The organism is Kitasatospora sp. SC0581 (assembly GCF_048159585.1).
Classification (GTDB): Bacteria; Actinomycetota; Actinomycetes; order Streptomycetales; family Streptomycetaceae; genus Kitasatospora.
Map to the genome: position 1 here is coordinate 1 of NZ_JBLRWA010000014.1, position 23,537 is coordinate 23,537.

At 71.3% G+C, this 23,537-nt stretch carries 16 protein-coding genes and 1 pseudogene; 6 read left to right on the plus strand and 11 right to left on the minus strand.

The annotated features are described in order from the left end of the window. Window positions 1-113, minus strand: a pseudogene (locus tag ACLWS4_RS21580) (electron transfer flavoprotein subunit beta); the annotation flags it as partial. Between the two features lie 369 nt (window positions 114-482). On the opposite strand from ACLWS4_RS21580, the gene ACLWS4_RS21585 reads away from it, so the two are divergent. After that, a complete protein-coding gene (locus ACLWS4_RS21585) occupies window positions 483-1,751 on the plus strand; it encodes a hypothetical protein (RefSeq protein ID WP_416874937.1) in 1,269 nt (422 codons plus the stop codon). 110 nt (window positions 1,752-1,861) lie between these two features. After that, window positions 1,862-2,386 carry a hypothetical protein gene (locus ACLWS4_RS21590; protein ID WP_416874938.1) on the plus strand — a complete coding sequence of 175 codons (525 nt, stop codon included), beginning with the start codon at window positions 1,862-1,864 and terminating at the stop codon, window positions 2,384-2,386. On the opposite strand, the gene ACLWS4_RS21595 is transcribed toward ACLWS4_RS21590, so the two are convergent. Beyond that, entirely contained in the window at window positions 2,352-4,532 is a 2,181-nt protein-coding gene (locus tag ACLWS4_RS21595) for an ATP-binding protein (RefSeq protein WP_416874939.1), read from the minus strand. The genes ACLWS4_RS21590 and ACLWS4_RS21595 overlap by 35 nt on opposite strands. A 258-nt stretch (window positions 4,533-4,790) precedes the next feature. Here ACLWS4_RS21595 and ACLWS4_RS21600 point away from each other — a divergent pair, with 258 nt between their 5' ends. Continuing rightward, entirely contained in the window at window positions 4,791-7,808 is a 3,018-nt protein-coding gene (locus ACLWS4_RS21600) for a tetratricopeptide repeat protein (protein WP_416874940.1), read from the plus strand. A gap of 196 nt (window positions 7,809-8,004) precedes the next feature. Here ACLWS4_RS21600 and ACLWS4_RS21605 read toward each other — a convergent pair whose 3' ends face one another. From ACLWS4_RS21605 to ACLWS4_RS21630, 6 genes are all read right to left on the minus strand, one after another. Then, window positions 8,005-8,802, minus strand: coding sequence for a family 1 encapsulin nanocompartment shell protein (locus tag ACLWS4_RS21605; protein WP_416874941.1), 798 nt, complete (start codon window positions 8,800-8,802; stop codon window positions 8,005-8,007). Between the two features lie 26 nt (window positions 8,803-8,828). Continuing rightward, window positions 8,829-9,845, minus strand: coding sequence for a Dyp-type peroxidase (locus tag ACLWS4_RS21610; protein ID WP_416874942.1), 1,017 nt, complete (start codon window positions 9,843-9,845; stop codon window positions 8,829-8,831). A 32-nt stretch (window positions 9,846-9,877) separates the two neighbouring features. Beyond that, window positions 9,878-11,533, minus strand: coding sequence for a bifunctional aspartate transaminase/aspartate 4-decarboxylase (locus ACLWS4_RS21615; protein WP_416874943.1), 1,656 nt, complete (start codon window positions 11,531-11,533; stop codon window positions 9,878-9,880). A 132-nt stretch (window positions 11,534-11,665) separates the two neighbouring features. Then, a complete protein-coding gene (gene aspT / locus ACLWS4_RS21620; protein ID WP_387966352.1) occupies window positions 11,666-13,339 on the minus strand; it encodes an aspartate-alanine antiporter in 1,674 nt (557 codons plus the stop codon). A gap of 240 nt (window positions 13,340-13,579) precedes the next feature. Further along, on the minus strand, window positions 13,580-14,203 hold the full coding sequence (locus ACLWS4_RS21625; protein WP_074002300.1) for an FMN reductase: 624 nt from the start codon (window positions 14,201-14,203) through the stop codon (window positions 13,580-13,582). Beyond that, on the minus strand, window positions 14,200-15,306 hold the full coding sequence (locus ACLWS4_RS21630) for an LLM class flavin-dependent oxidoreductase (protein WP_049651495.1): 1,107 nt from the start codon (window positions 15,304-15,306) through the stop codon (window positions 14,200-14,202). The genes ACLWS4_RS21625 and ACLWS4_RS21630 overlap by 4 nt, the downstream gene beginning before the upstream one ends. Window positions 15,307-15,466: 160 nt before the next feature. Between ACLWS4_RS21630 and ACLWS4_RS21635 the strand changes: the two genes are divergently transcribed. After that, on the plus strand, window positions 15,467-16,228 hold the full coding sequence (locus ACLWS4_RS21635; protein WP_416874944.1) for a PP2C family protein-serine/threonine phosphatase: 762 nt from the start codon (window positions 15,467-15,469) through the stop codon (window positions 16,226-16,228). 86 nt (window positions 16,229-16,314) lie between these two features. Here the strand turns inward: ACLWS4_RS21635 and ACLWS4_RS21640 are convergent, their stop codons facing one another. The 3 genes from ACLWS4_RS21640 to ACLWS4_RS21650 form a co-directional block, all read right to left on the minus strand. Further along, window positions 16,315-18,621 (minus strand): M9 family metallopeptidase, encoded by a 2,307-nt coding sequence (locus tag ACLWS4_RS21640; protein WP_241852860.1) that lies wholly within the window; start codon window positions 18,619-18,621, stop codon window positions 16,315-16,317. A 291-nt stretch (window positions 18,622-18,912) separates the two neighbouring features. Then, the gene (locus ACLWS4_RS21645) at window positions 18,913-21,231 is read right to left on the minus strand and encodes a M9 family metallopeptidase (protein WP_416874945.1); all 2,319 of its coding nucleotides are present in this window, start codon (window positions 21,229-21,231) and stop codon (window positions 18,913-18,915) included. Between the two features lie 296 nt (window positions 21,232-21,527). Further along, window positions 21,528-22,097: a DoxX family protein gene (locus tag ACLWS4_RS21650; protein WP_049651490.1), complete on the minus strand. Its 570-nt coding sequence runs from the start codon at window positions 22,095-22,097 to the stop codon at window positions 21,528-21,530. Window positions 22,098-22,308: 211 nt separating this feature from the next. Here ACLWS4_RS21650 and ACLWS4_RS21655 point away from each other — a divergent pair, with 211 nt between their 5' ends. Both ACLWS4_RS21655 and ACLWS4_RS21660 read left to right on the plus strand, forming a co-directional pair. Further along, entirely contained in the window at window positions 22,309-22,905 is a 597-nt protein-coding gene (locus ACLWS4_RS21655; RefSeq protein WP_387966354.1) for a TIGR03086 family metal-binding protein, read from the plus strand. 145 nt (window positions 22,906-23,050) lie between these two features. Next, window positions 23,051-23,509 carry a hemerythrin domain-containing protein gene (locus ACLWS4_RS21660; RefSeq protein WP_074002297.1) on the plus strand — a complete coding sequence of 153 codons (459 nt, stop codon included), beginning with the start codon at window positions 23,051-23,053 and terminating at the stop codon, window positions 23,507-23,509. The last annotated feature ends 28 nt before the right edge of the window (window positions 23,510-23,537 follow it).

Consider the following 23,537-nt stretch of genomic DNA (forward strand, 5'->3'; position numbering starts at 1 on the left):
TCCGACAGGAGGCCGTCCACACCCTCCCGGTCGGTGGTGTGGTCGTCCGCGAAACGACGGTCACCCGTCGCGTCCGGGACGTGCTTCACACAGACGACGATCCTCAAGCTCATGAGCGGTTCTCCTGTCACGGGTGCACGGGTGCACTGATCCATGGCCTCAGGCATGCCGAGGGTACTGAGTGCCAAGTCCGGCCCGGGCACGACCCGCGCACCGCAAGCGCCACCTGGACCGGCAGACCGTGTCGACTCCCGTCGACTGGCGTCAGAGGCTCCACGGAGAGAATACGGCACTCAGTACCCCTCGTAAAGGAACTCAGTACCCTTCCCGCTCCCGGGGCCGGACGAACGGGCGCGGAAAGCGGACACAAGGTTTCCGCAAGCACCCGCCAGATCCCCTCATGGATTCCGCCAGGGCGTCCGGGGACCATCGGCCACGGGGCCCGTCGAGGGCCGGACCTGGGATCAAGGAGGGGGAGAAGGATGACCTTGGTACACGGGGAACAGGACACCACGCCACCCCGCGGGAAACGCGGCAGCACGGCCTGGAGCAACAACGGGCCGTGGGAGACGCTGCAGGACCGCAAGGAGGTGCTGGTGGTCGCCCAGACCATGGTGTACGCGAAACGGCTCCACGACTTCTACTCGCTGCTCGCCTCGGACCTGCGGGTCCACGTGCAGTTCACGGTGGCACCGCACGTGTTCAACAGGGGCGCCACGGAGGTCCTCCGGGCACTGGGCGGCACGGTCCTGCCGTGGGAGCAGGCCGTCCGGCAGGAGTTCGACCTGATCCTGGCCGCCGGCTCCCAGGGGATGGAGCAGTTGCACGGCCCGGTCGTCCGGCTGCCTCACGGCGCCGGCAACATCAAACTGTCCCGGCGCAGCACGCCGGACGGCGAGCGGGCGGCCATCGGCCTCGGCCCGGACTACCTGTGCTGGGAGGGGCGGCTCGTCCCCGCCTCCTTCGCGCTCGCCCACGAGGAGGAACTGCTCGAACTCCGGCGCACCTGCCCGGAGGCCGTCCCGATCGCCGAAGTGGTGGGCGACCCCTGCTACGACCGGATCGCCGCCGCGGTGCCGTACCGGGAGCGCTACCGGGCAGCACTGGGACTGCGGCCGGAGGAGAAGCTGGTGCTGGTCTCCTCCACCTGGGGCAACGGCTCGCTCTTCACCCGGCTCGACGCCGTGCTGCCCCGGCTGACCTCCGAGTTGCCCCAGCACGGCTACCGGACCGTCCTGCTGACGCACCCCAACATCGCGGCCGCGCACGGCTCCTACGCCGTGCACTCCTGGGCGAGGGCCACCGCACGCGGGGCCGTCACGGTCATCCCGCCCGAGACGGACTGGCGGCCGCTGCTCGTCGCCGCCGACTTCATCATCGGGGACCACGGCTCGGTCACCCTGTACGGAGCGATGACCGGCGCTCCCGTCCTGCTCGCCGAGTACCCCCACCGCCACGTCAACCCGCGGTCGCCGGCCGCCCAGCTGGCCGCCACCGCTCCGGCACTCGCCCCCGGACACCCCCTCGTCGACCAGCTCGGCTACGCCGCCGAGCAGTACCGCCCGGAGGAGTACGCCGCCATCGCCGCCCGGATCAGTTCCGAGCCCGGCCGCTTCGACCGCAACGCCCGTCGGTTGCTGTACCGCGTCCTCAGGCTGGGCCAGCCCGCCCACATCCCGGGCCCGGAGCCGCTGCACCTGCCCGACCCGCTGGACGCGATCGCGGCGGCCGGGTCGCGGCGGGACGGATGAGCGCGGCGGTGCACAGGGTGCGGCTGGCGCCGGTCGCGGGGGCGACCGGGCCCACCGGGGTGGAACGGCCCGCTCGGGCGGAGACCGGGGCCGCTCCGGGGGCCGGGCCGATGGACGTCCGACGGACCGCGGTGCTGTTCGAGGCACAGGTGAGTTCGGCCGTCGGCACCGTGCACGGGCTGCTGGCGGCGGAACTGCCCGCCGGAGCCGGGCCCGCAGCGGCCGGTCCCGGATACGTGGACGAGCACCTCGCGCTCGACCTCACCCGGACCTCGGCGGCACGCTGGCGCCACCAGGCGGACGTGCTGCACGCCGGACGGCTGACGACAGACGGCGTCCTCGCCCGGCTCAAGGTGGTCCTGGCCACCTACCCGGGCTGTGCGCTGGCCACCGCCGAGCACCGCGCCGGAGCACTGCTGCTCCTGGCCCGGGACGGGGCGCCGCTGGTCCTGCAGCCGGCCCGGGCGGCCGGCGAAGCGGTCCCGCCGCTGGCCGTCGGCTCGATGGCCCACGCCTGGCTCACGCTCGGCCGCCGGCTGGCCGAACTGGCCCGGGTCGACGTGCTCGGATGGCATTCCCCCGTGTTCCCGCGGTCCTGTTTCAGGGCCGTGGACCGGCCGGGCGGCCGGGTGTAGCCGGGGGGCCGGAGTCCGTGTCGTAGGCGGCGAGGCGGTCGGCCAGTCGGGCCGCCTCCGCCGTCGCGGCGAGTTCCCGGTAGCGGGCCAGCGACTCCTCGAACCGGGCGCGCGCGGCGGCGGGGCGGCCGCGCCGCTCCTCCAGCTCTCCGGCGAACTCCAGCGTCCGGGCCTCCCAATGCCCCGACAGCCGGGCCCGGAAGCCGGCCAGCGCCTCCTGGAGGCAGCGGTCGGCACGGTCGTACCCGCCCAGCGTCGTATGGGCCACCCCGAGGAAGGCGATCGCCCGGGCCGCCTCGTAGTCGTCCCCGATCGAGGCCAACTCGCGGTGCGCCCGCTCGATGGAGGTGACGGCCTCCGCCGCCCGGTCCGCGAGCAACAGCACCTCTCCGTGCGCCAGCCGGGCCAGTGCCGAGCCCCGCAGGTAGTCCTGGGCCTCCCGGATCCGGACCACCTCGCGCAGACAGTCGGCGGCCTCGTCCAGACGCCCGGTCATCCGGTGAGTCTGGCTGAGCCCGTACAGCGCGTCGGCCTGTGCCAGCGGCTGCGCCAACTCCCCCGCGAGGTCGAGTGCTTCATTGAACCAACGAGCCGCCTCGGCCGCCTCGCCGGCGTTCCGCAGACCGTTCCCGCCGGAGGTGAGCATGCGCAGCTCGCCACGGCGGTCGCCGTCCGCCCGGGCCGCACGCAGGCCGATCCGGTGGGCCTCGACCCAGAGCCTGGCCGGACGCAGCCGGAGGAACAACGGCCACATGGCGTCGGCGAGTTGCCAGGTGGCGGCGTTCCGGCCGCAGGCGGGCGCCCAGCGCAGCAGGTCGGCGAGGCGGTCGCGCTCCTCGTCGAGCCAGCCGAGCGCCTGCGTGTCGTCGGCGAACTCCCGGGCCGGGTGCACCGGCAGGGTCCGGTACTCGCGCGGCAGCGTGCGGTGGCTCGGGGAGACGACCGCCTCGGCGGCGGTCGTCGAGGCGAGGTACCAGTCGACGATCCTGTCGGTGGCGGCGCGGCCGACCTGGGAGTCGCGAAGTCCGGCGCCGTGCCCTTGGGCGTGCAGCCGGACCAGGTCGTGGAAGCGGAACCGGCCGGGCAGCACCTCCTCCAGCAGGTGGACGTCCATCAGTTCGTCCAGCAGCCGGTCCGCCGCCACCCGGTCCACGTCCGCCACCACGGCGGCCGCCTCCACGGTGAACTCGGCGAACGGCAGCAGTCCGAGCAGTCCGTACAACCGGGCCGCATCCGGCTGCAGCACGTCGTAGGAGGCGTCCAGCAGGTCCCGCACCGCCTCGCCGTCCGCGTGCAACGCCCCGAGGCGGTCGGCGCCGCGCCCCAGGATCTCGGCCGTCGCGGCGAGCGACTGCACCGGGCGGGCCGCGATCCGCGCGGCCGCCAGGCAGATCGCCAACGGCAGCCCGCCACAGGCGTCCACCACCTCGGCGGCGGCATCGCTCTCGTCCACCACCCGGCTCCGGCCGACCCGCTCGGCAAGGATCTCGGCGGAGGCCTCCGTGGCGAGCGGGCCCAAGGACCGGAACACCGCGCCGTCGATGCCGAGCCCGGTGAGCCGGCGGCGGCTGGTCACCACGACCACCGTGTGGTCCGAACCGGGCAGCAGCGGCCGCACCTGGGCGGCCGTCGAGGCGTTGTCCAACAGCACCGCGATCCGGCGCCCCGCCGCCAGCGAGCGCCACAGCGCGGCACCCTCCGCCATGCTCCCGGGCACCGGGGAGACCCCGAAGGCCCGCAGGAAGCCGCCCAGGGCCTCGGCGGGGTCGGCGGGGCCTCCGGGTGCGTAACCGCGCAGGTCCGCGTAGAGCTGGCCGTCCGGGAAACGGCCGGCCAGGCCACGAAGCCACTGCGCGGCCAGCGCCGTCTTCCCGACCCCGGCCGGACCGGTCACCACCACGGTGACGTCGGCCGACGCCGCCTCGACGGCCAAGGAATCGTCCAGCGCCTCCAGATCGGCTTCCCGCCCCACCAACCTGCGAGGGCAGGGCGGGAGTTGCCGCGGCGTCGGCAACGCCGACGACCCGTGCAGGTGCAACCCGCCGTGGATCGCGCCGGCCTGCACCACCGGGCCGGAGACCGTCGCGGCACCGGCCAGCGAGTTCCGTACCACTCCGTACGGCAGGTTGACGTCGTTCACGGGCACCCGCCGAGCACGGTCGATCCTGTCACTGGCCCCCCAGCCTCGGACGAATTATCGGTGCGGCGCTATCACATGACGTATCGTCAAGTCGAGATTATTCCCAAAAGTACGGCCCTGGAACCCCACAGTGGTATAGCCGGTTGCCCCGGACGCATGCGATGCTCACCCGCGACACAGCAAGCTGGTAGCCAACCGGCGGGGGACGTCACGATGAAGGTTCATCTCCTCGGTTCAGTTGAACTGTCGGTGAACGGAGAGCCATTGGCGATTCCGTCCGACAAGCGACGGCAACTGCTGGCCGCCCTGGCCCTGGAGGTCGGAAGGCCGCTCTCCCACGACTCGCTCGCATACCGACTGTGGGGCGAGGAACCTCCGCCCAGCGCACTGACCAGCCTCTACAGTCACGTCTCCCACCTGCGCGCACTACTGCGGCGGGCGGCGCAGGCCTCGGGGGCGAATGCCACCGGGGACGTGCCCACGATCGACACCCAATCGCACACGTACATTCTGCGGGCGGACCCACTGCTGATTGACTGGCACCGATATCTGGACCTCTCCGACCAAGCCGGACTACTCGCCGAGAACGGACAGGACCACCAGGCCAGAACCGTGCTCAGCCGCGCCACCAACCTGTGGTGCGGCGAACCCCTGGCCGGCCTGCCCGGCACCTGGGCCCAGAACACCCGCGCCGCCATGGCCGACCAGCACTTCACCACCACGCTGCGCCGGATCGAGATCGACCTGCGCATCGGCCACTTCGCCGAACTGATCCCCGAACTCACCGCCCTGCGCGAGCACCGCCCCACCGACGAACGCCTCGCCGGCCACCTGATGACCGCGCTCTACGCCGTCGGCCGACAGACCGACGCGCTGGCCGTCTACCCCGCCGTCGCCCGACTGCTCCGAGCCCACTTCGCCACCGAGCCCGGCGAACCGCTCACCCGCCTCCACCAGCTCATCCTGCACGGCGACCCGCTCCCTGGGCCGCCGGTACGGAACGAGGCCGCACTGACCCCCGCCCCCCAGGCCGTACCGCCCGCCGACATCCCCGGGCGGCACCGGCTGATCGGCCGGGAGGACGACCTCCGCCACGTCCTGCCCGGCCCTGACACCCGGCTCGCCCGCGGCGGCGTCGTCACCGTCTCGGCGATCCTCGGCATGCCCGGGGTCGGCAAGACCACCCTCGCCCTGCACGCCGCCGACCTGATGCGCGAGCACTTCCCGGACGGCTACGTCTACCTCAACCTGCGCGCCCACGTCGGCAACCAGCCGCCGCTCACCCCGGAGGCCGCAGGCGCCCTGCTGCTCAGACGCCTGGGAGTGCCCGCCAGCACCATCCCGCTCGACGCCGACGAGGTCTTCGCGCTGTGCGCCGAGGCGCTGTCCTCGCGCCGCGCCGTCGTCATCCTCGACGACGCCTCGAACGCCGCTCAGGTCCGCCCGCTGCTGCCGCCCGCCCCGTCCGCCCTGGTACTCGTCACCAGTCGCCAGCGGCTGACGGAGCTCCCGGACGCCCGGCCGGTGTTCCTGGACGTGCTGACAGTGGACGACGCCGTGGCCCTGTTCACCAACGTGGTCGGCCCCGAGCGTTCGACGGACACCGAACGCATCATCGACATCGTCGAGCGCTGCGGCCATCTGCCCCTCGCGATCGAACTGGCCGCGAGCCGCTTCAAGGCACGCCCGTCCTGGACCTTGGGCCACCTCGCCCGGCGGCTCTCCCGCAAGCACGGTCGGCTCGCGGAGATCCGCGCCAACTCGGCCAGCATCGCCCAGGTCTTCGAGCTGTCGTACCGCTATCTCTCCGGCAGGCAGCGACTGGCCTTCCGCCTGCTCGCGCTCTATCCGGGACCGGACTTCGGCGTACCTGCGGCTGCGGCCCTGTTCGGCTGGAAGATCGACGAAACGGACGAGATCCTGGAGGCGTTGTTGAACAGCCACCTGATCATCGAGATTTCGCCCGACCGCTATGAACTGCACGATCTTCTACGCGAGTTCGCGGAAGTCTTGGGACTGGAAGAGAATCAACGGGAGGCGGCGGCCGAGCGACTTCTCCGCTTCTCCTTGCACGCCGCCGACCGCGCGGACCTCCTGCTCTACCCGCACAGATCGAGAACCAGACTTCCCGACGATCAACAACTCGGCTACATGGCAGACCTGTTGTGCCATATCGATCTGAAGTCACCTGAATCCGCCCGGACTTGGATGGATGCCGAACACGCCGGACTGATAGCCCTGATTGCGCACGCACCCCGGGTCGGACTCGCCGAGCGCGGCGCCTGGCTCACCCACGTCCTGGCCGGCCACCTGGACGCCGAGGCGTACTGGAGCGAGGCCCAGGACCTGCACCGGGCAGCCGTGGCCCACTGGCGGTCGCAGGCGAACGATCGACAGGAAGCCCGGGCCCTGATCGATCTGGGCGCAACGCTCGCCAACGCCTCCCGATACGAGCCCGCGACCGAGGCCCTCGAACGCGGACTCGGCCTCGCCCGGGCGGAGGGCGACCTGGACGCGGCGGCGAACGCCCTCAACCTGCTCGGCCGACTGCACTGGGACCGGACCCGGCTCCACGAAGCCCTGGCGATCCTACAAGAAGTACTGGCCATTCGAGAGGAGCAGAATGACCAGTGGAACATCGCCCGCTGCCTGGTCAACATCGGGATTCTGCACCGGTCACTAGGGGACGAGGCATCAGCACTCACAGTCTACGAAAACGCATTATCGCTGGCCCGAACCTTCGGTGACCGGCTCCTCGAATTCCGGACGCTGAACAACATCGGAGAGGTACACCTCAGTGCCGGGCGGGATTATTTGGCCCGGGGCATATTCGAACGCATTCTGAATTTCGGCGATGGCATCGTCCCTCAGTTGGAACTGTCCATCGCCCGCACAAATCTCGCCGAGACAATGGAAGTTCCCGAAGAGCTCGATAGCGCACTCGCGCTGTACCGGTCGGCCCTGACGACTTTCCGTGAAACCGGCACCGTCCGCCACGAGGCCGCCGGCCGCAACGGTCTCGGCCAGTGCCTGCTCGCCGCCGGCCGGATCGAGGAGGCGCTGGAGCAGCACACGCTCGCCCTTGAGCTGGCGCGTTCCATCGGTGCCGCCCGCGAGGAGGCGGCCGCACTGCGCGGTCTGGGCCACTACGAGACGGCAGCCGGAAACCCGCCTGCCGCCCTCACGCACCTGACAGCGGCCCTCGCCCTAGCCGAGCAGGTCGACATCGAGGACGAGGCCGAGCGAGCTCGATCGGCGATCGCCGAACTTGGATCAGAATAGTCCGATAATCGCACACTACCGAACACAGGTGTGCCTTTCGGATTCCGGTTTGATCATCGCGCAGTCATCTGATTGACTTCATTCACCCGGGGATCCAAAATGATCGAGCAAACCTAGAAAGTACGAACCAAATGAACATGTTCATGCACACCACCCACACGGATTGCCAGTTCCTCGAATCGATCGCGATCTGGTGCTAGCCGCGTAGGACGACGGCCGCCTCTCCCGTGTACACGCGGAACGTCAGCGTCTCCTGAAGGTAGAGCTGAATCGTTTCGGCATCGTGGGAGAGGTAGCCCACGGAGGCGTCCTGGCCGAGGTGGAGTTCGAAGTCGCCGCCTCGGGTGGAGAGCAGGTAGGCGCCTTCGATGGCCGGGGCCCAGATGATCTCGCCGTCCAGGAGGCGGGTGAGGTGGTTGTGGACCGGATAGCCGTTATCGCTGGTCTCGTTGACGGCGGTGAAGGCGGCGGCGCCGAGCAGGAGTGAGTAGGGGCCGCCGACTCCGGCCAGGCGGAGGGCGGTGAGGGCGCGGCTGACGGCCTCCGGGTATTCGCGGACGTCCTCGGGGAGTTGGACCGGCGGGTTGGTGGAGGCGGCGCGGATGCCGTCGATGGAGGCCGCGCGGTAGCCCTCGAAGACGGCGCGGTCCTCGGCCAGGGCGAGCTTGCGGCCCGCGTCCTTCACGGGTTGCCAGTCGGAGTCCCGGGAGCCGCGTTCGACGTCGTCCACGGCGTCGCGGCGGACGGTGAAGGGGACGCGTAGCTCGACCACCGGCTGGGCGGTGCGGGCGCGGGCCTGGATGCCGTCCGTCGGGGGGTCGATGGCGGTCAGGTGGCCGGTGCCGACGGCGGCGAGGGTGGCGCCCTCGGGGCCGTTGAGGTCGACGACGCGGCGGCCGGCGATGTGGAGCTTGAAGGTCTGGCGGGCCTCCTCCTCGATCTCCTCCCAGGCGGCGGCGGAGATCGGGGCGAGGTCGCGGTGGAGGTTGTCCATGGGCGGGGTCCTGTTCAGGGGGTCTGTCAGGGGGTCTGCTTGAGGCTGCCGATGCCGAGCGAGCCGTCCCCGGAGCGGGCGGCGGACGCGGGGGCGGAGCCGGGCGCCGGGGGCGGGGAGTCGAGGAAGTCGGCGGTCGGGACGAAGAACAGCCCGCCGGTGACGGCGGTGGAGAAGTCGAGCAGCCGGTCGGTGGTGCCGGGCGGGTTGCCGACGACCATGTTGCGCAGCATCTGCTCGGTCACCCCGGGGTCGGCCGCGTAGCCGATGAAGTAGGTGCCGGACTCGCCGCCGCGGTCCGCGGAGCCGAAGGTGCCGTACGGCATGTTGAAGCGGACGATCTTCCGTTCCTCGCCGTCCGGGCCGGTGATGACGGTGAGTGCCACGTGCGAGTCGGCGGGTTTGGCGTCGTCGGACAGTTCGATGTCGTCGAGTTTGGTGCGGCCGACCGCCCCCTCCTGCTGCTCGACGCTCAGCGCGTTCCACTTGTCCATGGCGTGCACGTACCGCTGGACGAGGACGTAGCTGCCGCCGGTGAACCCCGGGTCCTCGGCGCCGACCAGGGCCGCGCGTTCGGCGGCCCGGCCCTCCGGGTTCTCGGTGCCGTCGACGAAGCCGAGCAGGTCGCGGTCCTCGAAGTACTTGAAGCCCTGGACGGAGTCGACGACGGTGGCGGCCCCGGCGAGCCGGCCGGTGAGCTGCGCGGCCAGTTCGAAGCAGAGGTCCATCCGCTCGGCCCGCAGGTGCAGCAGCAGGTCGCCGGGGGTGGCCGGGGCGCGGTGGCGGGGGCCGGCGACCTCCTGGAAGGGGTGCAGGGAGGCCGGGCGGGGGCCGGTGAAGAGGCGGTCCCAGAGCTCGGAGCCGATGCCGGTGACGCAGGTGAGGCCGCCCTCGGGGGCCCGGAAGCCGACCGCGCGGCGCAGTCCGGCGAGTTCGGGCAGCAGGTCGCGGACGGCGGCCTCGCGGCCGGGTTCGACGGTGAGGACCAGGAAGACGGCCGCGCTGGTCAGCGGGGAGAGGACGGCTTGCGATTCGGCCTGCATGGTGGTGGATCTCCTCGTCGTCGTGGCTTTTCTCAGGACGCCCGGGAGGCGTCCCACTCGGCGCGGTAGTCCGCGAAGATCTGCTTGAGGTGGTGCCCGATCTTCAGGTAGTCGAGGTCGTCGAGGTTCGCCAGCGAGACCCGGACGGACCATTCGGGCCCGTCGAAGCCGCCGCCGTTGAGCAGCACCACGCCGGTCTGCTCGGCGAGCCGGAACAGCGGTTCGGTGGGCTCGTAGTTCTTCTCCAGGAAGGTCGCGAAGTCCTTGCCCGCGACCCGTTCGGCCTCGGCCAGCAGGTCGAGCTCGACGTAGTAGCCGGCCCGCCCGGGGTCGTCCGCGATCTTCATTCCGGAGCCCTCCATCAGCAGGTCGAGCCGCCGGCGGACGATGCCCTGCACCCGCGCCTTGTACGCCTTGCCCTCGGGCAGCAGCGCGAACAGCGAGAAGAGCACCATCTGGGCCTGCTGCGGCAGGCTGAGCCCGGCGGTGTGGTTGAGCGCGACCTGCCGGGAGTCGGCGACCAGCCGGTCGATGAAGCGGAGCTTCCCGGGTTCCAGGCTCAGCGTGCCGTACCGGCGCGCGAGGCGCTCCTTCCACTCCGCGGGGAGGGCGGCGATCAGGTCGTCGATCACGTTGTCCCGGTCCAGGCCGATCACCCCGAGGCGGTGGCCGGTGGCGCCGTAGTGCTTGGAGTACGAGTAGACGAGCAGGGTGTTGCGGGGCAGTTCGGCGGCCAGGGTGCGGAAGCCGTCCACGAAGGTGCCGTACACGTCGTCGGTGACGATCATCAGGTCGGGGTTGGTGGTGGCCACGATCTGCTTGATCTGGTCGGTGACCTGCCGGGACAGCGCCAGGGAGGGCGGGTTGCTCGGGTTGACCAGGCAGACCAGCCTGATCCCGGGGTCGGCCAGCTTGGCGACCTCGTCCGCCGGGTAGCGCCACTCCCGCACCCCGGTCTCGACCAGCTTGTCGGCCTGGATCCGGACCACCTCGAAGCCGTAGGTGTCCAGTTCGGGGATCTCGATGTACGGGGTGAACACCGGCACCATCAGGGCGATCCGGTCGCCCTTGTGCAGCAGGCCGTTCTTCGTCAGCGAGTCGAAGACGTAGCACATCGCGGCGGTGCCGCCCTCGGTGGCGAACAGCTCGGGCTGCTGCGGCGACGGGGGCCGCCGGTCCATCAGCTCCTCCTGGAGGTAGCCGCGGACGATCTGCTCGGCGTGCACCAGCATCCGGTCGGGGACGGGGTAGTTGTCGCCGATGCTCGCGTCGGCGAGCTCGTGGAGGAAGGCCTCGCGCTCGAACCCGAAGCGGTCGACGGCGAGTTCGACGCTGCGCCGGAGCAGCTCGATGCCGGGAAGCCCGGGGTGGCTGCGGACGAAGGCGTCGAAGCGGCCGGCGATGCCGGACCGCTCCGGCATGCCGCCGAGGTCGTCGGCGGTCCAGACCCGGCGGCTCTCCGCCAGCGCGAAGTGGCCGAGCGCGAGGCAGGCCTCGCGGGGGCCGGTGCAGACCCAGTTCGGGTTGCCGCGACCGGCGTTGAGCATGTGGGCGGTGGACTTGCCCTTCTGCCCGGGCTCGTCGCGCTGGTAGGCCTCGGCGAGCCGGACGAACTCGGCCTTGAGCTCGAAGGGGCTGAGCCGGGCCAGTCGGCGGATCTCCTCGCGGCCGGTCGTGGGCTTCGTCATGGCGTTCTCGACTCTCCTCGGGAAGACGGGCGTTCGGCCCGGCAGGGCGACGGCGGCGGCGCCCCGGACGGCCCTCCTCGCCGCACGGCGGCGGCGCCGGCGCTCGACGCGATGATGTGACGGTCCGTCATGTCAGCTACCCAGCATGCCGACCAGGATCGGTCCGGTGAGCGGGAGCAGGAAGTTGGAGATGGTGTAGGTGATCGTGTAGCCCAGCATCGGGATGCTGCTCTGCGCGACGTTGGTGACGGCGGTGATCGCCGGGGTGCTGCACTGCTGGCCGGCGATGGCGCCGACCAGGATCGGCGGCTCGATCCTCAGCAGCTTGCGGCCGACGAACAGCGAGAGCACGGCCGGGACGGTGACCATGAGGATGCCGGACAGCGGCAGCAGCACCGGGTGGTCCTTGAGCAGCGCCGCCGCGTCCGGGCCCGCGGCCAGGCCGGTGACCGCAATGAAGACGGAGAGCCCGAGGTCCTTGGCGGTCTGCGCGGCGACCGGCGGATAGGCCCCGAAGGTGGGCCGCTGGGCCCGGAGCCAGCCGAAGACCAGACCGGAGACCAGGCAGCCGCCGCCGGTGCCGAGCGAGAGCGCGGCGTTCCCGGCGTGCACGGTGACCAGGCCGATCAGCACGCCGACGCAGATGCCGAGGCTGATGTAGATGTAGTCGATGGCATCCTTGCGGATGCCGACGCCGGCCTTGGCGGCGAACCGGTCGACGGCCGAACGGGCGCCGGTGACGGTCACGGTGTCGCCGCGGTGCAGCTCGGTGTCGGCGATCGCGGGCAGGTGCTGGTCGACCCGCTGGATGTCGGTCAGGTAGATCCCGGAGGTCGTGGACGGCTGCTCCTCGGCCAGCTCCCCCGCCGTCCGGCCGACGAAGTCCCGGTTGGTGAGGACGATGTCGCGGACCACCAGCGGGCTGTCCAGGCCGGGCACGCCGGAGGTCTCCGGGCCCAGTTCGTGGCCGGTGTCGATGACCGCCTCGCGGCGGCCGACCAGCAGCACGAGGTCGCCGCGGCGCAGCCGGAAGTCCCGGTCGGGGTGGAGGGTGCGGCCGTCCCGCCGGACGCCCTCGACGGTGACCAGGCCGGGCTGGACCTCCTCGACCCGGGCGATGGCCGAGCCCTCGCCCTGGGAGACCAGGTAGGTACGGCCGACCAGCGGGGGCAGTGCGGGCTGCTCGTCGGCGGCCGGCGCGCCCTTGCCGCCGCGCAGCCCCTCCCACAGTTCCCGGGAGGCTTCGGGCAGCTTGATCCGCATGACCAGCGGGAAGATCTGGCTGGTCAGCAGCACGATGGAGACCAGGCCGAAGAGGTAGCAGACCGAGTAGGCGGCGGCCACGTGGTTCTGCAGCTGGGCGGACTGGTCGGCGCTGATGCCGGAGAGGTTGGCGATCGCCTCCTGGGCGGTGCCGACCACGGCCGACTCGGTGGCCGCCCCGGCCAGGATGCCGGCCGCGGTGCCGACGTCCAGGTCGAAGGCCTTGCCGATGCCGTAGGCCATTCCGACGACCAGCACCGCCTCCATGACGCAGAGCACCGCGAAGCGCAGGCCCTTGGCGTTGAGGTTGGCGAAGAACTGGGGGCCCGCGATGTAGCCGAGCGAGAAGATGAACAGGGCGAAGGCGACGTTCTTGACGTCGGCGTTGACGCTGACGTGCCGACTGCCGATCAGCATGGCGACGATCAACGTGCCGCAGATTCCGCCTAGTTGGATCGGCCCGACGCGCAGTTTGCCGAGCAGGTAGCCGAGCGCCAGGCAGACGAACAGCGCGAGGACGGGGTTCTCCCGCAGCAGGCTCACGGCAGCCGCCCCCGCCGCGGTGCGGGGACGCCGAACGGGGGACGGACCAGCACTAATCTGATCATGGGAATGATTACACCGCAAAGCGAACAATCCGGCACGGCCGACGCGCATCCGAACGGCATCGGCGGACGACCCCGCCGGACGGGCTCACCGGACGGGCCCGCCGAGCGGACGCGCCGAACGGCCCCGCCGGGAGGCTGTCCCGACGGGGCCGTTCGACCGGGGGCCGAGGCCGGCTCAGACCCGCAGGGCCGCCAGCTGCTCGGCGAACGGCACCACCTGGTCGGGCAGCGCCGGCGCCGCCGGGGCCCGCCCGGCCAGCAGGGCCGCCAGCTCGCCCGCCGCCCGGTCGATCCGGCGCGGCAGGCCGTCGGTGAGCCCGTCCCCCGCCGCGCCCCAGTCGTCGGTGGCCGCGTAGACGGCCGTCGGCAGCACCACCGCGCGCAGGTAGCTGAACAGCGGGCGGACGGCGTGCTCCAGGGCGAGCGAGTGCCGGGGCGTGCCGCCGGTGGCGGCGATCAGCACCGGCTTGCCGGTGAGCGCGTCGTTGTCGACCACGTCGAAGAAGGACTTGAACAGGCCGCTGTACGAGGCCGTGAAGATCGGCGTCACCGCGATCAGGGCGTCCGCCTCCGTGACCGCCTCGATCGCGGCGCGCAGCCCGGCGCCGGGGAAGCCGGTGACGAGGTTGTTGGCGATCTCCACCGCCAGGTCCCGCAGTTCGACCACGGTGACCTCCGCCTCCCGCCCCTCCAGGGCGAGTCGGCGCACCGTCGAGTCGGCGAGCCGGTCGGCCAGCAGCCGGGTCGAGGACGGCTTGCTCAGCCCGGCACTCACCACCACCAGCTTGAACGCGGTCACTTGGCCACCTCCACGGCGTTCTCGTCCTTCTCGTCCTTGGCCGCGACCAGCGCGGCGTGGGTCGGCCCGTCCGGCACCCCGGCCGGGCGGCCCTTGGCGAACTCCTCGCGCAGCACCGGCACGACCTCCTCGCCGAGCAGGTCCAGCTGCTCCAGCACCGTCTTCAGCGGCAGGCCGGCGTGGTCCATCAGGAACAGCTGGCGCTGGTAGTCGCCGAAGGACTCGCGGAAGGTCAGGGTCTTCTCGATGACCTCCTGCGGGCTGCCCACGGTCAGCGGGGTCTGCTCGGTGAACTCCTCCAGCGAGGGCCCGTGCCCGTACACCGGCGCGTTGTCGAAGTACGGACGGAACTCGCGCACCGCGTCCTGGGAGTTCTTCCGCATGAACGCCTGTCCGCCGAGGCCGACGACCGCCTGCTCGGGCGTGCCGTGGCCGTAGTGGGCGAAGCGCTCGCGGTAGAGGTTGATCAGCTTCTTGAAGTGCTCCTTGGGCCAGAAGATGTTGTTCGCGAAGAAGCCGTCACCGTAGTAGGCGGCCTGCTCGGCGATCTCGGGGCTGCGGATCGAGCCGTGCCAGACGAACGGCGGGACGTCGTCCAGCGGGCGCGGGGTGGAGGTGAAGCCCTGGAGCGGGGTGCGGAAGCGGCCCTGCCAGTCGACGACCTCCTCGCGCCACAGCTGGTGCAGCAGCGCGTAGTTCTCGATCGCGAGCGGGATGCCCTGGCGGATGTCCTGGCCGAACCAGGGGTAGACCGGGCCGGTGTTGCCGCGGCCCATCATGACGTCCACCCGGCCCTCGGCCAGGTGCTGGAGCATCGCGAAGTCCTCGGCGATCTTCACCGGGTCGTTGGTGGTGATCAGCGTGGTCGAGGTGGAGAGGATGATGCGGTCGGTCTGCGCGGCGATGTAGCCGAGCATGGTCGTCGGCGAGGAGGGGACGAACGGCGGGTTGTGGTGCTCGCCGGTCGCGAAGACGTCCAGGCCGACCTCCTCGGCCTTGCGGGCGATGGCGACCATCGCCTTGATCCGCTCGTGCTCGGTCGGGGTGCGGCCGGTGGTCGGGTCGGTCGTCACGTCGCCGACGGAGAAGATTCCGAACTGCATGCTGATCACCACATCCCAGGTAGTCCAACTTTCAACCACCTTAGCATCCGGGTGGGGCCCGTTATTCCCCCTCCCCCGCTCCCCCTCGTCGTCCCCCCTCCCCAGCGACGACAATGGAAGGCGCGGGCGGCCAGGGAAGGCTCCGGAAGGGCGGCGGACGATGGGTCCGTACATCGCGGTGAGCGCGCTGAGCCACGAGGGCCTGGTGCGGGAGCACAACGAGGACAGCCTCACGGTCGGGCCGTGGACGCTCTGCGCCACCGTGACCACCAACCCGCAGACCCTGCTCTTCCCGCTCGGCCCGCCCTGCGTGATCGCGGTCGCCGACGGCCTGGGCGGCCACCCCGGCGGCGAGGTGGCCAGTGCCCTGGTCGCCCGCCGGCTCGCCGCCGACGGGGGCGCGCTGGACGGCGAGGAGGCCGTCCGCGAGGAGCTCCTGGCCTGCAACCGGGCCGTCTACGCGGCCGCCGCCGAGGAGCCGGAGCTCGCCGCGATGGGCACCACCGTCGCCGGGCTGGTGCTGCTGCCCGAGTGGGCGCTGGCCTTCAACGTCGGCGACAGCCGGGTCTACCGGATCACCGGGGACGGGCTGCGCCGGGTGAGCGTGGACGACAGCCCGCCGCTGCCACCCGGACGGCGCACCACCTCGGTGGTCACCCAGACCCTGGGCGGCTCGCTCGGGCTCACCTTCGTCGAGCCGCACGTCCGGGCCGTACCGCTGACCACCGGGGACCGGTACCTGGTGTGCAGCGACGGCCTGACCGACCCGGTGCCCGAGGAGGAGCTGGCCGGGCTGCTGGAGCGGTCGTTCGAGGGGGCGGACCGCTCGGACGGCAGGGCGGCGTTCGAGCTGTGGAAGGCGGCGATCGAGGCCGGCGGGCCGGACAACATCACCCTGGCGCTGGTGCGGGTCGGCGCGTAGGGCGCCCGTACGGAACGGACCCGCCCCGGGCGGGGCGCCGTAGCGCTCCGCCCGGGGCGGTCACCTGTCCGTTCGCCGTACTCGGCTCACATTTCGCTCGTGACGCTCACCCCGCTGAAGCCCTGCTGGGCGTAGAGGCTGAAGAAGATGTAGCCGCCGGCCGGCGGGTCCGTGACGGTCAGCGTCTCGGAGTTGTCCGGGCCGGTCGACCGCGCGGTGTTCGTGTCGGTGTAGGCCCAGCTCGTCGGGTTGTAGTAGAGGTCGCCGTTGCCGGTGCCGCCGCTGGTGGTGATCTTCACCTGCTTGGTGCCGGCCGGCACCAGGAGGTAGAAGTGCGCGTAGTTGCCCGTGGTGGCCGCGACGTTGCTGCGGGTGCAGTTGGCCGCCAGCAGCCGGGTGTCGGTGCCGGTGCACTCGGGCAGCGGGGTGCCCGGCGTGGTGGGCGGGTTGCCGCTGCCGTCGGTGGCGCAGCCGCCGGACGCGCACTTGGTCAGCCAGCTGTCGAAGTCGGCGTCGTAGCGGGTGCCGATGGTGGTCTTCAGGATGGTGCGGGCACCGTCCCAGTCACCGGTGCGGTACTTGGCGAGGACCGCGTCCAGGTCGGAGCGGTGCTGCTCCAGCATGTAGCGGACGGCCAGGTAGCCCCAGCGGTAGACCCGGTCCTGGTCGCCGTAGCCGGTGTCGAAGAGGTCGCTCAGCTTGTAGGTGTGGCGGGCGGCCGCCGCGATGGCGCCGTCGTTGTTCACCTTGCGGTACGAGTAGGAGACGTACTCCGCGAAGCCCTCGACCCACCAGACGGTCGGGGTCTTCATGCCGGCCTCGAAGTCGCCGTACATGTCGAACCGGCCGTCGAGGTAGTGGGTGTACTCGTGGTTGAGGTTCCAGATCTCGAAGGACGGACGGGCCCACTCGGCCTCGTAGCAGAGGAAGCGCGGCTGGTTGTCGGCCTTGGTCGGGTCGCCCTCCAGGTACATGCCGCCGTTGTTGGTGTCGATGCCGTAGATCGCGGCGGCGAGCACCTGGTAGTCGAGCGAGGAGTGGAAGGCCACGACCTCGATCGTCTTGTTGTTGTCGTCCTTGACCGGGCCGCTGTCCTTGGCCACCGAGTGGAAGTACTCGTCCTGGCCGTTGAGGCTGGTGCAGGCGGTGTTCAGCTGGGTGGCGTCCAGCGCCTGGGCGAGCAGCGTGATGCTCGGGCTGCAGGTGTGCTTCACGGTCAGCACGCCGGCCTTGAGCTGGGCGGACTTGTCACAGGTGCCGTAGAAGGAGCAGTTGCCCTGGTCGTAGTAGTCGACCGCCTCCGCGACCGCGGCCCACTGGTAGACGGTGCGGCCCTTCGGCTCCGACTTCTCGACCAGCGTCTTGGCCAGCGGACGGACCTTGGCCTGGAGGGCGGTGTCCTTCAGGAAGCGGGTCAGCTCCTTGGTCGCGTTGTAGACCAGCACGCCGAAGCTGTCGCCGAGCAGGGCGTTGTTGCGGGTCGCGAAGTCGGACAGCGCGTCCAGCACGCTCGGGTCCGCCTCGACGGCCGCGTCGAAGCCGGGCACCTGGTGGCCGCGGAACAGCACGGTGAACACCGGGTTGACCGCCCAGGCCATGCCGGCCGGGTTCCAGGTGTCGGCCTTGTAGTCGCCGAGCAGCCGCTTGACCACCGGCAGGAAGCGGACGTTCTCCTGCGCGCTGTCGATCAGGGTGACGGCCTCGCCCAGGATGGGCGCGTTGCCCGAGGCGACGTCGCGCGAGTGGGCGCTGTTGAAGAAGGCGTCCAGCCCGGACTGGATCGCGGTCTTGAGGCCGGCGCCGTACTCGCCGACGTCCTCCTTGTGGTACCACTGCACGAAGTAGCCGGCGCGCAGGTAGAGCACCAGCTGCTCGACCGAAGTGCTGTTGTCACCGGGGTAGTTGGCCGAAGCGTCGCGCAGCGCGTAGGCCACCGTGTTCATCTGCTCCTCGCGGAACGCGCCGCGCGCGTCGCCGCCGGTGAGCTGGAACAGGCTGTTGATGCAGTTGATGTCCGCGCTCTTGATGTGCTGGACCAGGTCGCTGCCGGTCCGGCCGCTGAAGTCGCCGACGGTACAGGCCTGTTCGGCCGCCGCGCCGAGGCTGAGGGCCTTGGCGGTCGGCCGGACCTCGGCCGGCCGGGTGTCGACCGAGAGCGGGGCGCGCTGGTCGACCGAGGCCAACTGCTGCCCGCTGTCGGCTCGTTCGGCTGCGCCGGTGGCGGGCTGCGGGGCCGGCCCGGTGGGGACGGGCGCGGGCGAGCCGCCGGGGGCGGGGGTGGCGGGGGCGGCCTGGGACTGCGGGGCGAACAGGCCGACCGCCAGGAACAGGGACAGGACGAGCGTCAGCAATCGTGCCAGCTGCGGGAGTCGCAGCAGACGTGAAGGACTCACGTGGGGGCCTCCGGGCCGTCGTCGGCCGCGATTTGGGGCGCGGCCGGTGGGGGGTGTCGAGGACCGCTGGTGACGGCGCCGCGTGGGGAGCGGTTCCGTCGGGCACGGTGGGGGGTGTGACATGTACCATGGCACATCTCACATGGCCTTGGGAACCCGGGGCGTTGTGCGCAGTTTGCGGGGAATTCACGGAGGGATCGTGGTGACGGTCCGTCAACAGACCTGCCCCGGACGGGGCGCCGTAGCGCTCCGCCCGGGGCGGTCACCTGTCTGGGGTCAGCCGGGGTCGGCTCACATCTCGCTCGTGACACTCACCCCACTGAAGCCCTGCTGGGCGTAGAGGCTGAAGAAGACGTAGCCACCGACCGGCGGGTTGGTGACGGTCAGCGTCTCCGCGTTGTCCGGACCCGCCGAGCGCGTGACGTACGCGTTGGTGTAGGCCCAGCTCGTCGGGTTGTAGTAGAGGTCGCCGTTGCCGGTGCCGCCCTTGCTGGTGACCTTGATCTGCTTGGTGCCGGCCGGCACCAGGAGGTAGAAGTGCGCGTAGTTGCCGGTGGTCGCCGCGACGTTGCCGCGCACGCAGTTGGCCGAAAGCAGCCGGACGTCGGTGCCCGCGCACTCCGGCAGCTGCGGCTGGCCCGGCGTGTCGGTGGCGCAGGCGCCGGCGGCGCACTTGGTCAGCCAGCTGTCGAAGTCGGCGTCGTAGCGGGTGCCGATGGTGGTCTTCAGGATGGCGCGGGCGCCGTTCCAGTCACCGGTGCGGTACTTGGCGAGGACCGCGTCCAGGTCGGAGCGGTGCTGCTCCAGCATGTAGCGCACGGCCAGGTAGCCCCAGCGGTAGACCCGGTCCTGGCTGCTGGTGGCGTAGACGGTGTCGAACAGCTCGCTCAGCCGGTAGGCGTGCTGCGAAGCGACCGCGATGGCACCGTCGTTGACGACCTTGCGGTACGAGTAGGAGACGTACTCCGCGAAGCCCTCGACCCACCAGTCGATCGGCTGGACCTGGCCGGCGTCGTAGTCGCCGTACACGTTGAACCGGCCGTCGAGGTAGTGGGTGTACTCGTGGTTGAGGTTCCAGATCTCGAAGGACGGGCGGGCCCACTCGGCCTCGTAGCAGAGGAAGCGCGGCTGGTTGCCGACCGCCGCCGGGTCGCCCTCCAGGTACATGCCGCCGTTGTTGGTGTTGATGTCGTAGATGACCGCGGCGAGCACCTGGTAGTCGAGCGAGGAGTGGAAGGCCACGACCTCGATCGTCTTGTTGTTGTCGTCCTTGACCGGGCCGTTGTCCTTGGCCACCGCGTGGAAGAACGCGTCCTGGCCGTTCAGGCTGGTGCAGGCGGTGTTCAGCTGGGCGGCGTCCAGCGCCTGGGCCAGGATGACGATGCTCGGGCTGCAGCTGTGCTTCACCGTCAGGTTGGCGGCCTTGAACTTCGCCGGGTCGTCACAGGTGCCGTAGTACGAGCAGTTGCCCTTGTCCCACCAGTTCACCGCGAGCGTCACCGAGCCGCGCTGGTACATCGTGGGGCCGGTCGGGGCGGACTGCTGGGCCAGGGCCCGCGCGTAGGGGCGCAGCCGGGGCAGCAGGTCCGGGTACTGCATGAAGCGGGTCAGCTCGTTGGTCGCCTCGTAGACCGTCCGCCCGTAGGTGCCGCCGTGCAGGCCCTGGTTGCGGGAGATGAAGGTGAACAGGGCGTCCAGCACGCTCGGGTCGGCCTTGACGGCGGGGAGGAAGTCGGCCTCCCAGTGGCCGGCGAACAGCGCGGTGAGCGCCGGGGTCACCGCGTAGACCATGCCGTTCGGGTTCCAGGTGGCGCTGTCGTAGTCGGACAGCAGGCGCTTGACGACGGGCAGGTAGCGGGCGCTGTCCTTGATGCTGTCGATCAGCGTGGCCGCGCGGGCCAGCGGGCTCGCGTTGTCCGCGGTGACGTCCCGCGAGCGGGGGTTGGCGAAGAACGCGTCCAGCGCGGCGCGGGAGGCGTCCTTCAGGCCGCTGCCGTAGGGGCCCACCACGTCGGGGTTGTAGAACTGCGTGAAGTAGCCGGCCTGCAGGTAGAGCATCAGCTCCGCGATCGAGCCGCTGTCGTTGCCCTGGTAGCCGTTGGCGGCGTCGCGCACCGCGTTCGCCACGGTGACCATCTGCGACTCGCGGAAGGCGTTGGCGGCGTCGCCGCGGCCGATCTTGAACAGCGAGTTGACGCACTGGAGGTCGACGGACTTGATCTGCTGGACCAGCGCGCTGCCGGTCCGGCTGGTGAAGTCGCCGACGTTGCAGGGCCGGGCGGCGGCCGCGTCCAGGCCGAAGGCCTTGGCCTGCGGCTGCCCGGCCGTCGGCAGGCCGGTGAGCGGGGCCGTCGGCGCCTGGGGCACCAGGTCCTCGGGGCTGAGGCGCTTGCGGCCGTCCGGCTTCGCCGGGGTGGTGTCGGCGCGGCTCTCGCCGATCGCGGGCGGCGGCGCCAGGTGGGCGGGCGCCGTGCCGGCGGGCGTACCGGCGGGGGTGCCGCCGGGGGTGGTTCCGCCGGGGGTGGGGCCGGCGGGGGCGGCCTGGCTGAGCGGGGCGAACAGGCCGACCGTCAGGAACAGGGACAGGACGAGCGTCAACAGTCGTGCCAACCGCGGGACTCGCAGTAAGCGTTGGCCATTCACGTGGGGGCCTCCGGGCCGTCATCGGCCGCGATTTGGGGCGCGGCCTACGGGGGAGCGAGGACCGTCCGCGACGGGACCCGTGGGGCGGGTCCGTCGTGGAAACAGTGGGGATGTGCCATGTAATATTGCACACATCACACATCATTGTGAAGGCCTTTACCCAAGCCCTACCCATCCGGAAAAGCGGAAGGGCATGGCGACGTCGTCGTCGCCATGCCCTTCGGGCCCGCGGATCGGTGGAACCGACTACCGCCGGATTCCGGCTACTTGCGGAGCAGCAGGATCACGCCCGCCGTCACCAGGCCGACCACGACGGCGGCCGCGCCGTACGCCAGGCGGTGCGCCCGCAGCACCGGCAGGAAGCGGTCCACGGCGTAGCGGCCGGGGCCGGTCAGGGCGAGCGCGGCGGCACCGGCGGTCAGCAGCAGCTCGTACTCGCTGCCCTTCGGGGCGAAGAAGCCGCCGCCCCAGGTGACGGCTATCGCGTTGACCATCGTGCCGACGATCGCGGCGCCCGCCAGCGGGGTCAGCAGGCCGACGGCGAGGGCGAGTCCGCCCAGCGTCTCGGTGAGGCCGGCCACCACGGCCATGGCGTTGCCGGCCGGGTAGCCGCTCATGGTGAAGAACTGACCGGTGCCGTCGATCCCGCCGCCGCCGAACCAGCCGAACAGCTTCTGGCTGCCGTGCGCGGCCATGGTCAGGCCGAGGGCCAGGCGCAGGAGCAGGAGTCCGGCGTCATAGGCGTGCGGGGAGGTCGTCGCGGACCCGGCGGTGTCCCGGGTCGGGCTGACGGTGGTGGTGGCGGCGGTCGTGCTCGGGCTGCTGCTCGGCATGCGCGTCTCCATCGATCGGGGTTCGGTCGTCGTCCGGCGCGGCCGGACACGGTCAAGGGTTGTGGTGGTGCGGCAGGCAGGGATCGTCACCCGGCGCCATTGTTCAAATTTGAACCGCCGCTTCACCGACCGTACCCCGAAGTTCGAATTTGAACAACTGACGGGCCGTCGGCGACTCGCGGGCCCCGCCCCGGCCGGAGAGGGTGGAGACATGGCCCACCACAGACAGCACCGACGGGAGACCCGGACCGGCACCCCGTACCCCGAGGCGCTGGACGCCTTCGGCGAGCGCGTCCGACTGATCACCCCCGAACAGTGGGACTCCCCCACCCCGTGCAGCGACTGGTCCGTCCGCGACCTCGTCAACCACCTCACCGGCGAACAGCTCTGGGTGCCCGAGCTGCTGATGGGCGCCACCGTCGGCGAGGTCGGCGAGCGCTTCGACGGCGACGTGCTCGGCGACGACCCCGTCACCGCCTGGACCGACGCCGCCGCGGCCGCCCGGGAGGCCTGGGCCGTCCCCGGCGCCACCGAGCTGACCGTCCACCTCTCCTTCGGGGACACCTCGGGGCAGTACTACCTGGACCAGCTCACCACCGACCTGGTGATCCACTCCTGGGACCTCGCCGAGGGCATCGGACGGCACACCCGGCTCCCCGACGGGCTCGTCGGGTTCGCGCTCGGCGAGTTCGCCGGGTACGGGGACCTCTCCGGCAGCGGGCTCTTCGACCCGCCGCTGCCGGTGCCCGAGGACGCCGACCCGCAGACCCGGCTGCTCGCCCTCACCGGGCGGCGGGACGGGGGGTGACCGGGACCCACGGAGGGTGAGCGGGACCGACGGAGGGTGAGCGGGACCGACGGAGGGTGAGCGGCGCGTGCCTCCGGGCGGGCGGCCCGGCGCCGGATACTGGAAGACAGCGGGGGAAGTCTTCCGTGCGAGAGGCGGGCGGGCCATGAGCCGCAGGCCTGACATCCTCGGCGAGTTCACCGCCGACCACCGGGCGGTCACCGAACTGCTCGACCGGATCGAGGCCGCACCGGCCGGCGACCCCGGACGCGGCGAGCTGGTGGCCCGGCTGACCGACCTCCTCTTCACCCACTGCGCCGCCGAGGAGGAACACCTCTTCCCGGTGGTCCAGCACGACGTGCCCGACGGCGGGGCCCTGGTCTTCCGCAGCATCCACGACCACCTGGCGATCGGGCAGTACCTCGCCGACCTCCAGGGGCTCGGACCGGCCGAACCGGCCTTCGACACCCTACTGCGCGGCCTCGCCGAAACCCTGCGGCGGCACCTGCGGGGGGAAGAGGAGCAGCTGTTCCCGGCCGCCCGCAAGGCCCTGCCCGCGGCCGCCCGCACCGCGCTGGGCGACCGGCTGCGGGCGGAGCGGGCCGAACTGGACGCCCCGGACTGATCAGCGTTCCCGCCGGCCCGTCCCTCCG

What these genes read in the sequence shown, in the direction of transcription:
- ACLWS4_RS21585 (WP_416874937.1), top strand. Translation starts at nt 483, where the DNA reads ATGACCTTGGTACACGGGGAACAGGACACCACGCCACCCCGCGGGAAA.
- ACLWS4_RS21590 (WP_416874938.1), top strand. Translation starts at nt 1,862, where the DNA reads ATGGACGTCCGACGGACCGCGGTGCTGTTCGAGGCACAGGTGAGTTCG.
- ACLWS4_RS21605 (WP_416874941.1), bottom strand. Translation starts at nt 8,802, where the DNA reads ATGGACAACCTCCACCGCGACCTCGCCCCGATCTCCGCCGCCGCCTGG.
- ACLWS4_RS21610 (WP_416874942.1), bottom strand. Translation starts at nt 9,845, where the DNA reads ATGCAGGCCGAATCGCAAGCCGTCCTCTCCCCGCTGACCAGCGCGGCC.
- ACLWS4_RS21615 (WP_416874943.1), bottom strand. Translation starts at nt 11,533, where the DNA reads ATGACGAAGCCCACGACCGGCCGCGAGGAGATCCGCCGACTGGCCCGG.
- ACLWS4_RS21630 (WP_049651495.1), bottom strand. Translation starts at nt 15,306, where the DNA reads ATGCAGTTCGGAATCTTCTCCGTCGGCGACGTGACGACCGACCCGACC.
- ACLWS4_RS21635 (WP_416874944.1), top strand. Translation starts at nt 15,467, where the DNA reads ATGGGTCCGTACATCGCGGTGAGCGCGCTGAGCCACGAGGGCCTGGTG.
- ACLWS4_RS21650 (WP_049651490.1), bottom strand. Translation starts at nt 22,097, where the DNA reads ATGCCGAGCAGCAGCCCGAGCACGACCGCCGCCACCACCACCGTCAGC.
- ACLWS4_RS21655 (WP_387966354.1), top strand. Translation starts at nt 22,309, where the DNA reads ATGGCCCACCACAGACAGCACCGACGGGAGACCCGGACCGGCACCCCG.
- ACLWS4_RS21660 (WP_074002297.1), top strand. Translation starts at nt 23,051, where the DNA reads ATGAGCCGCAGGCCTGACATCCTCGGCGAGTTCACCGCCGACCACCGG.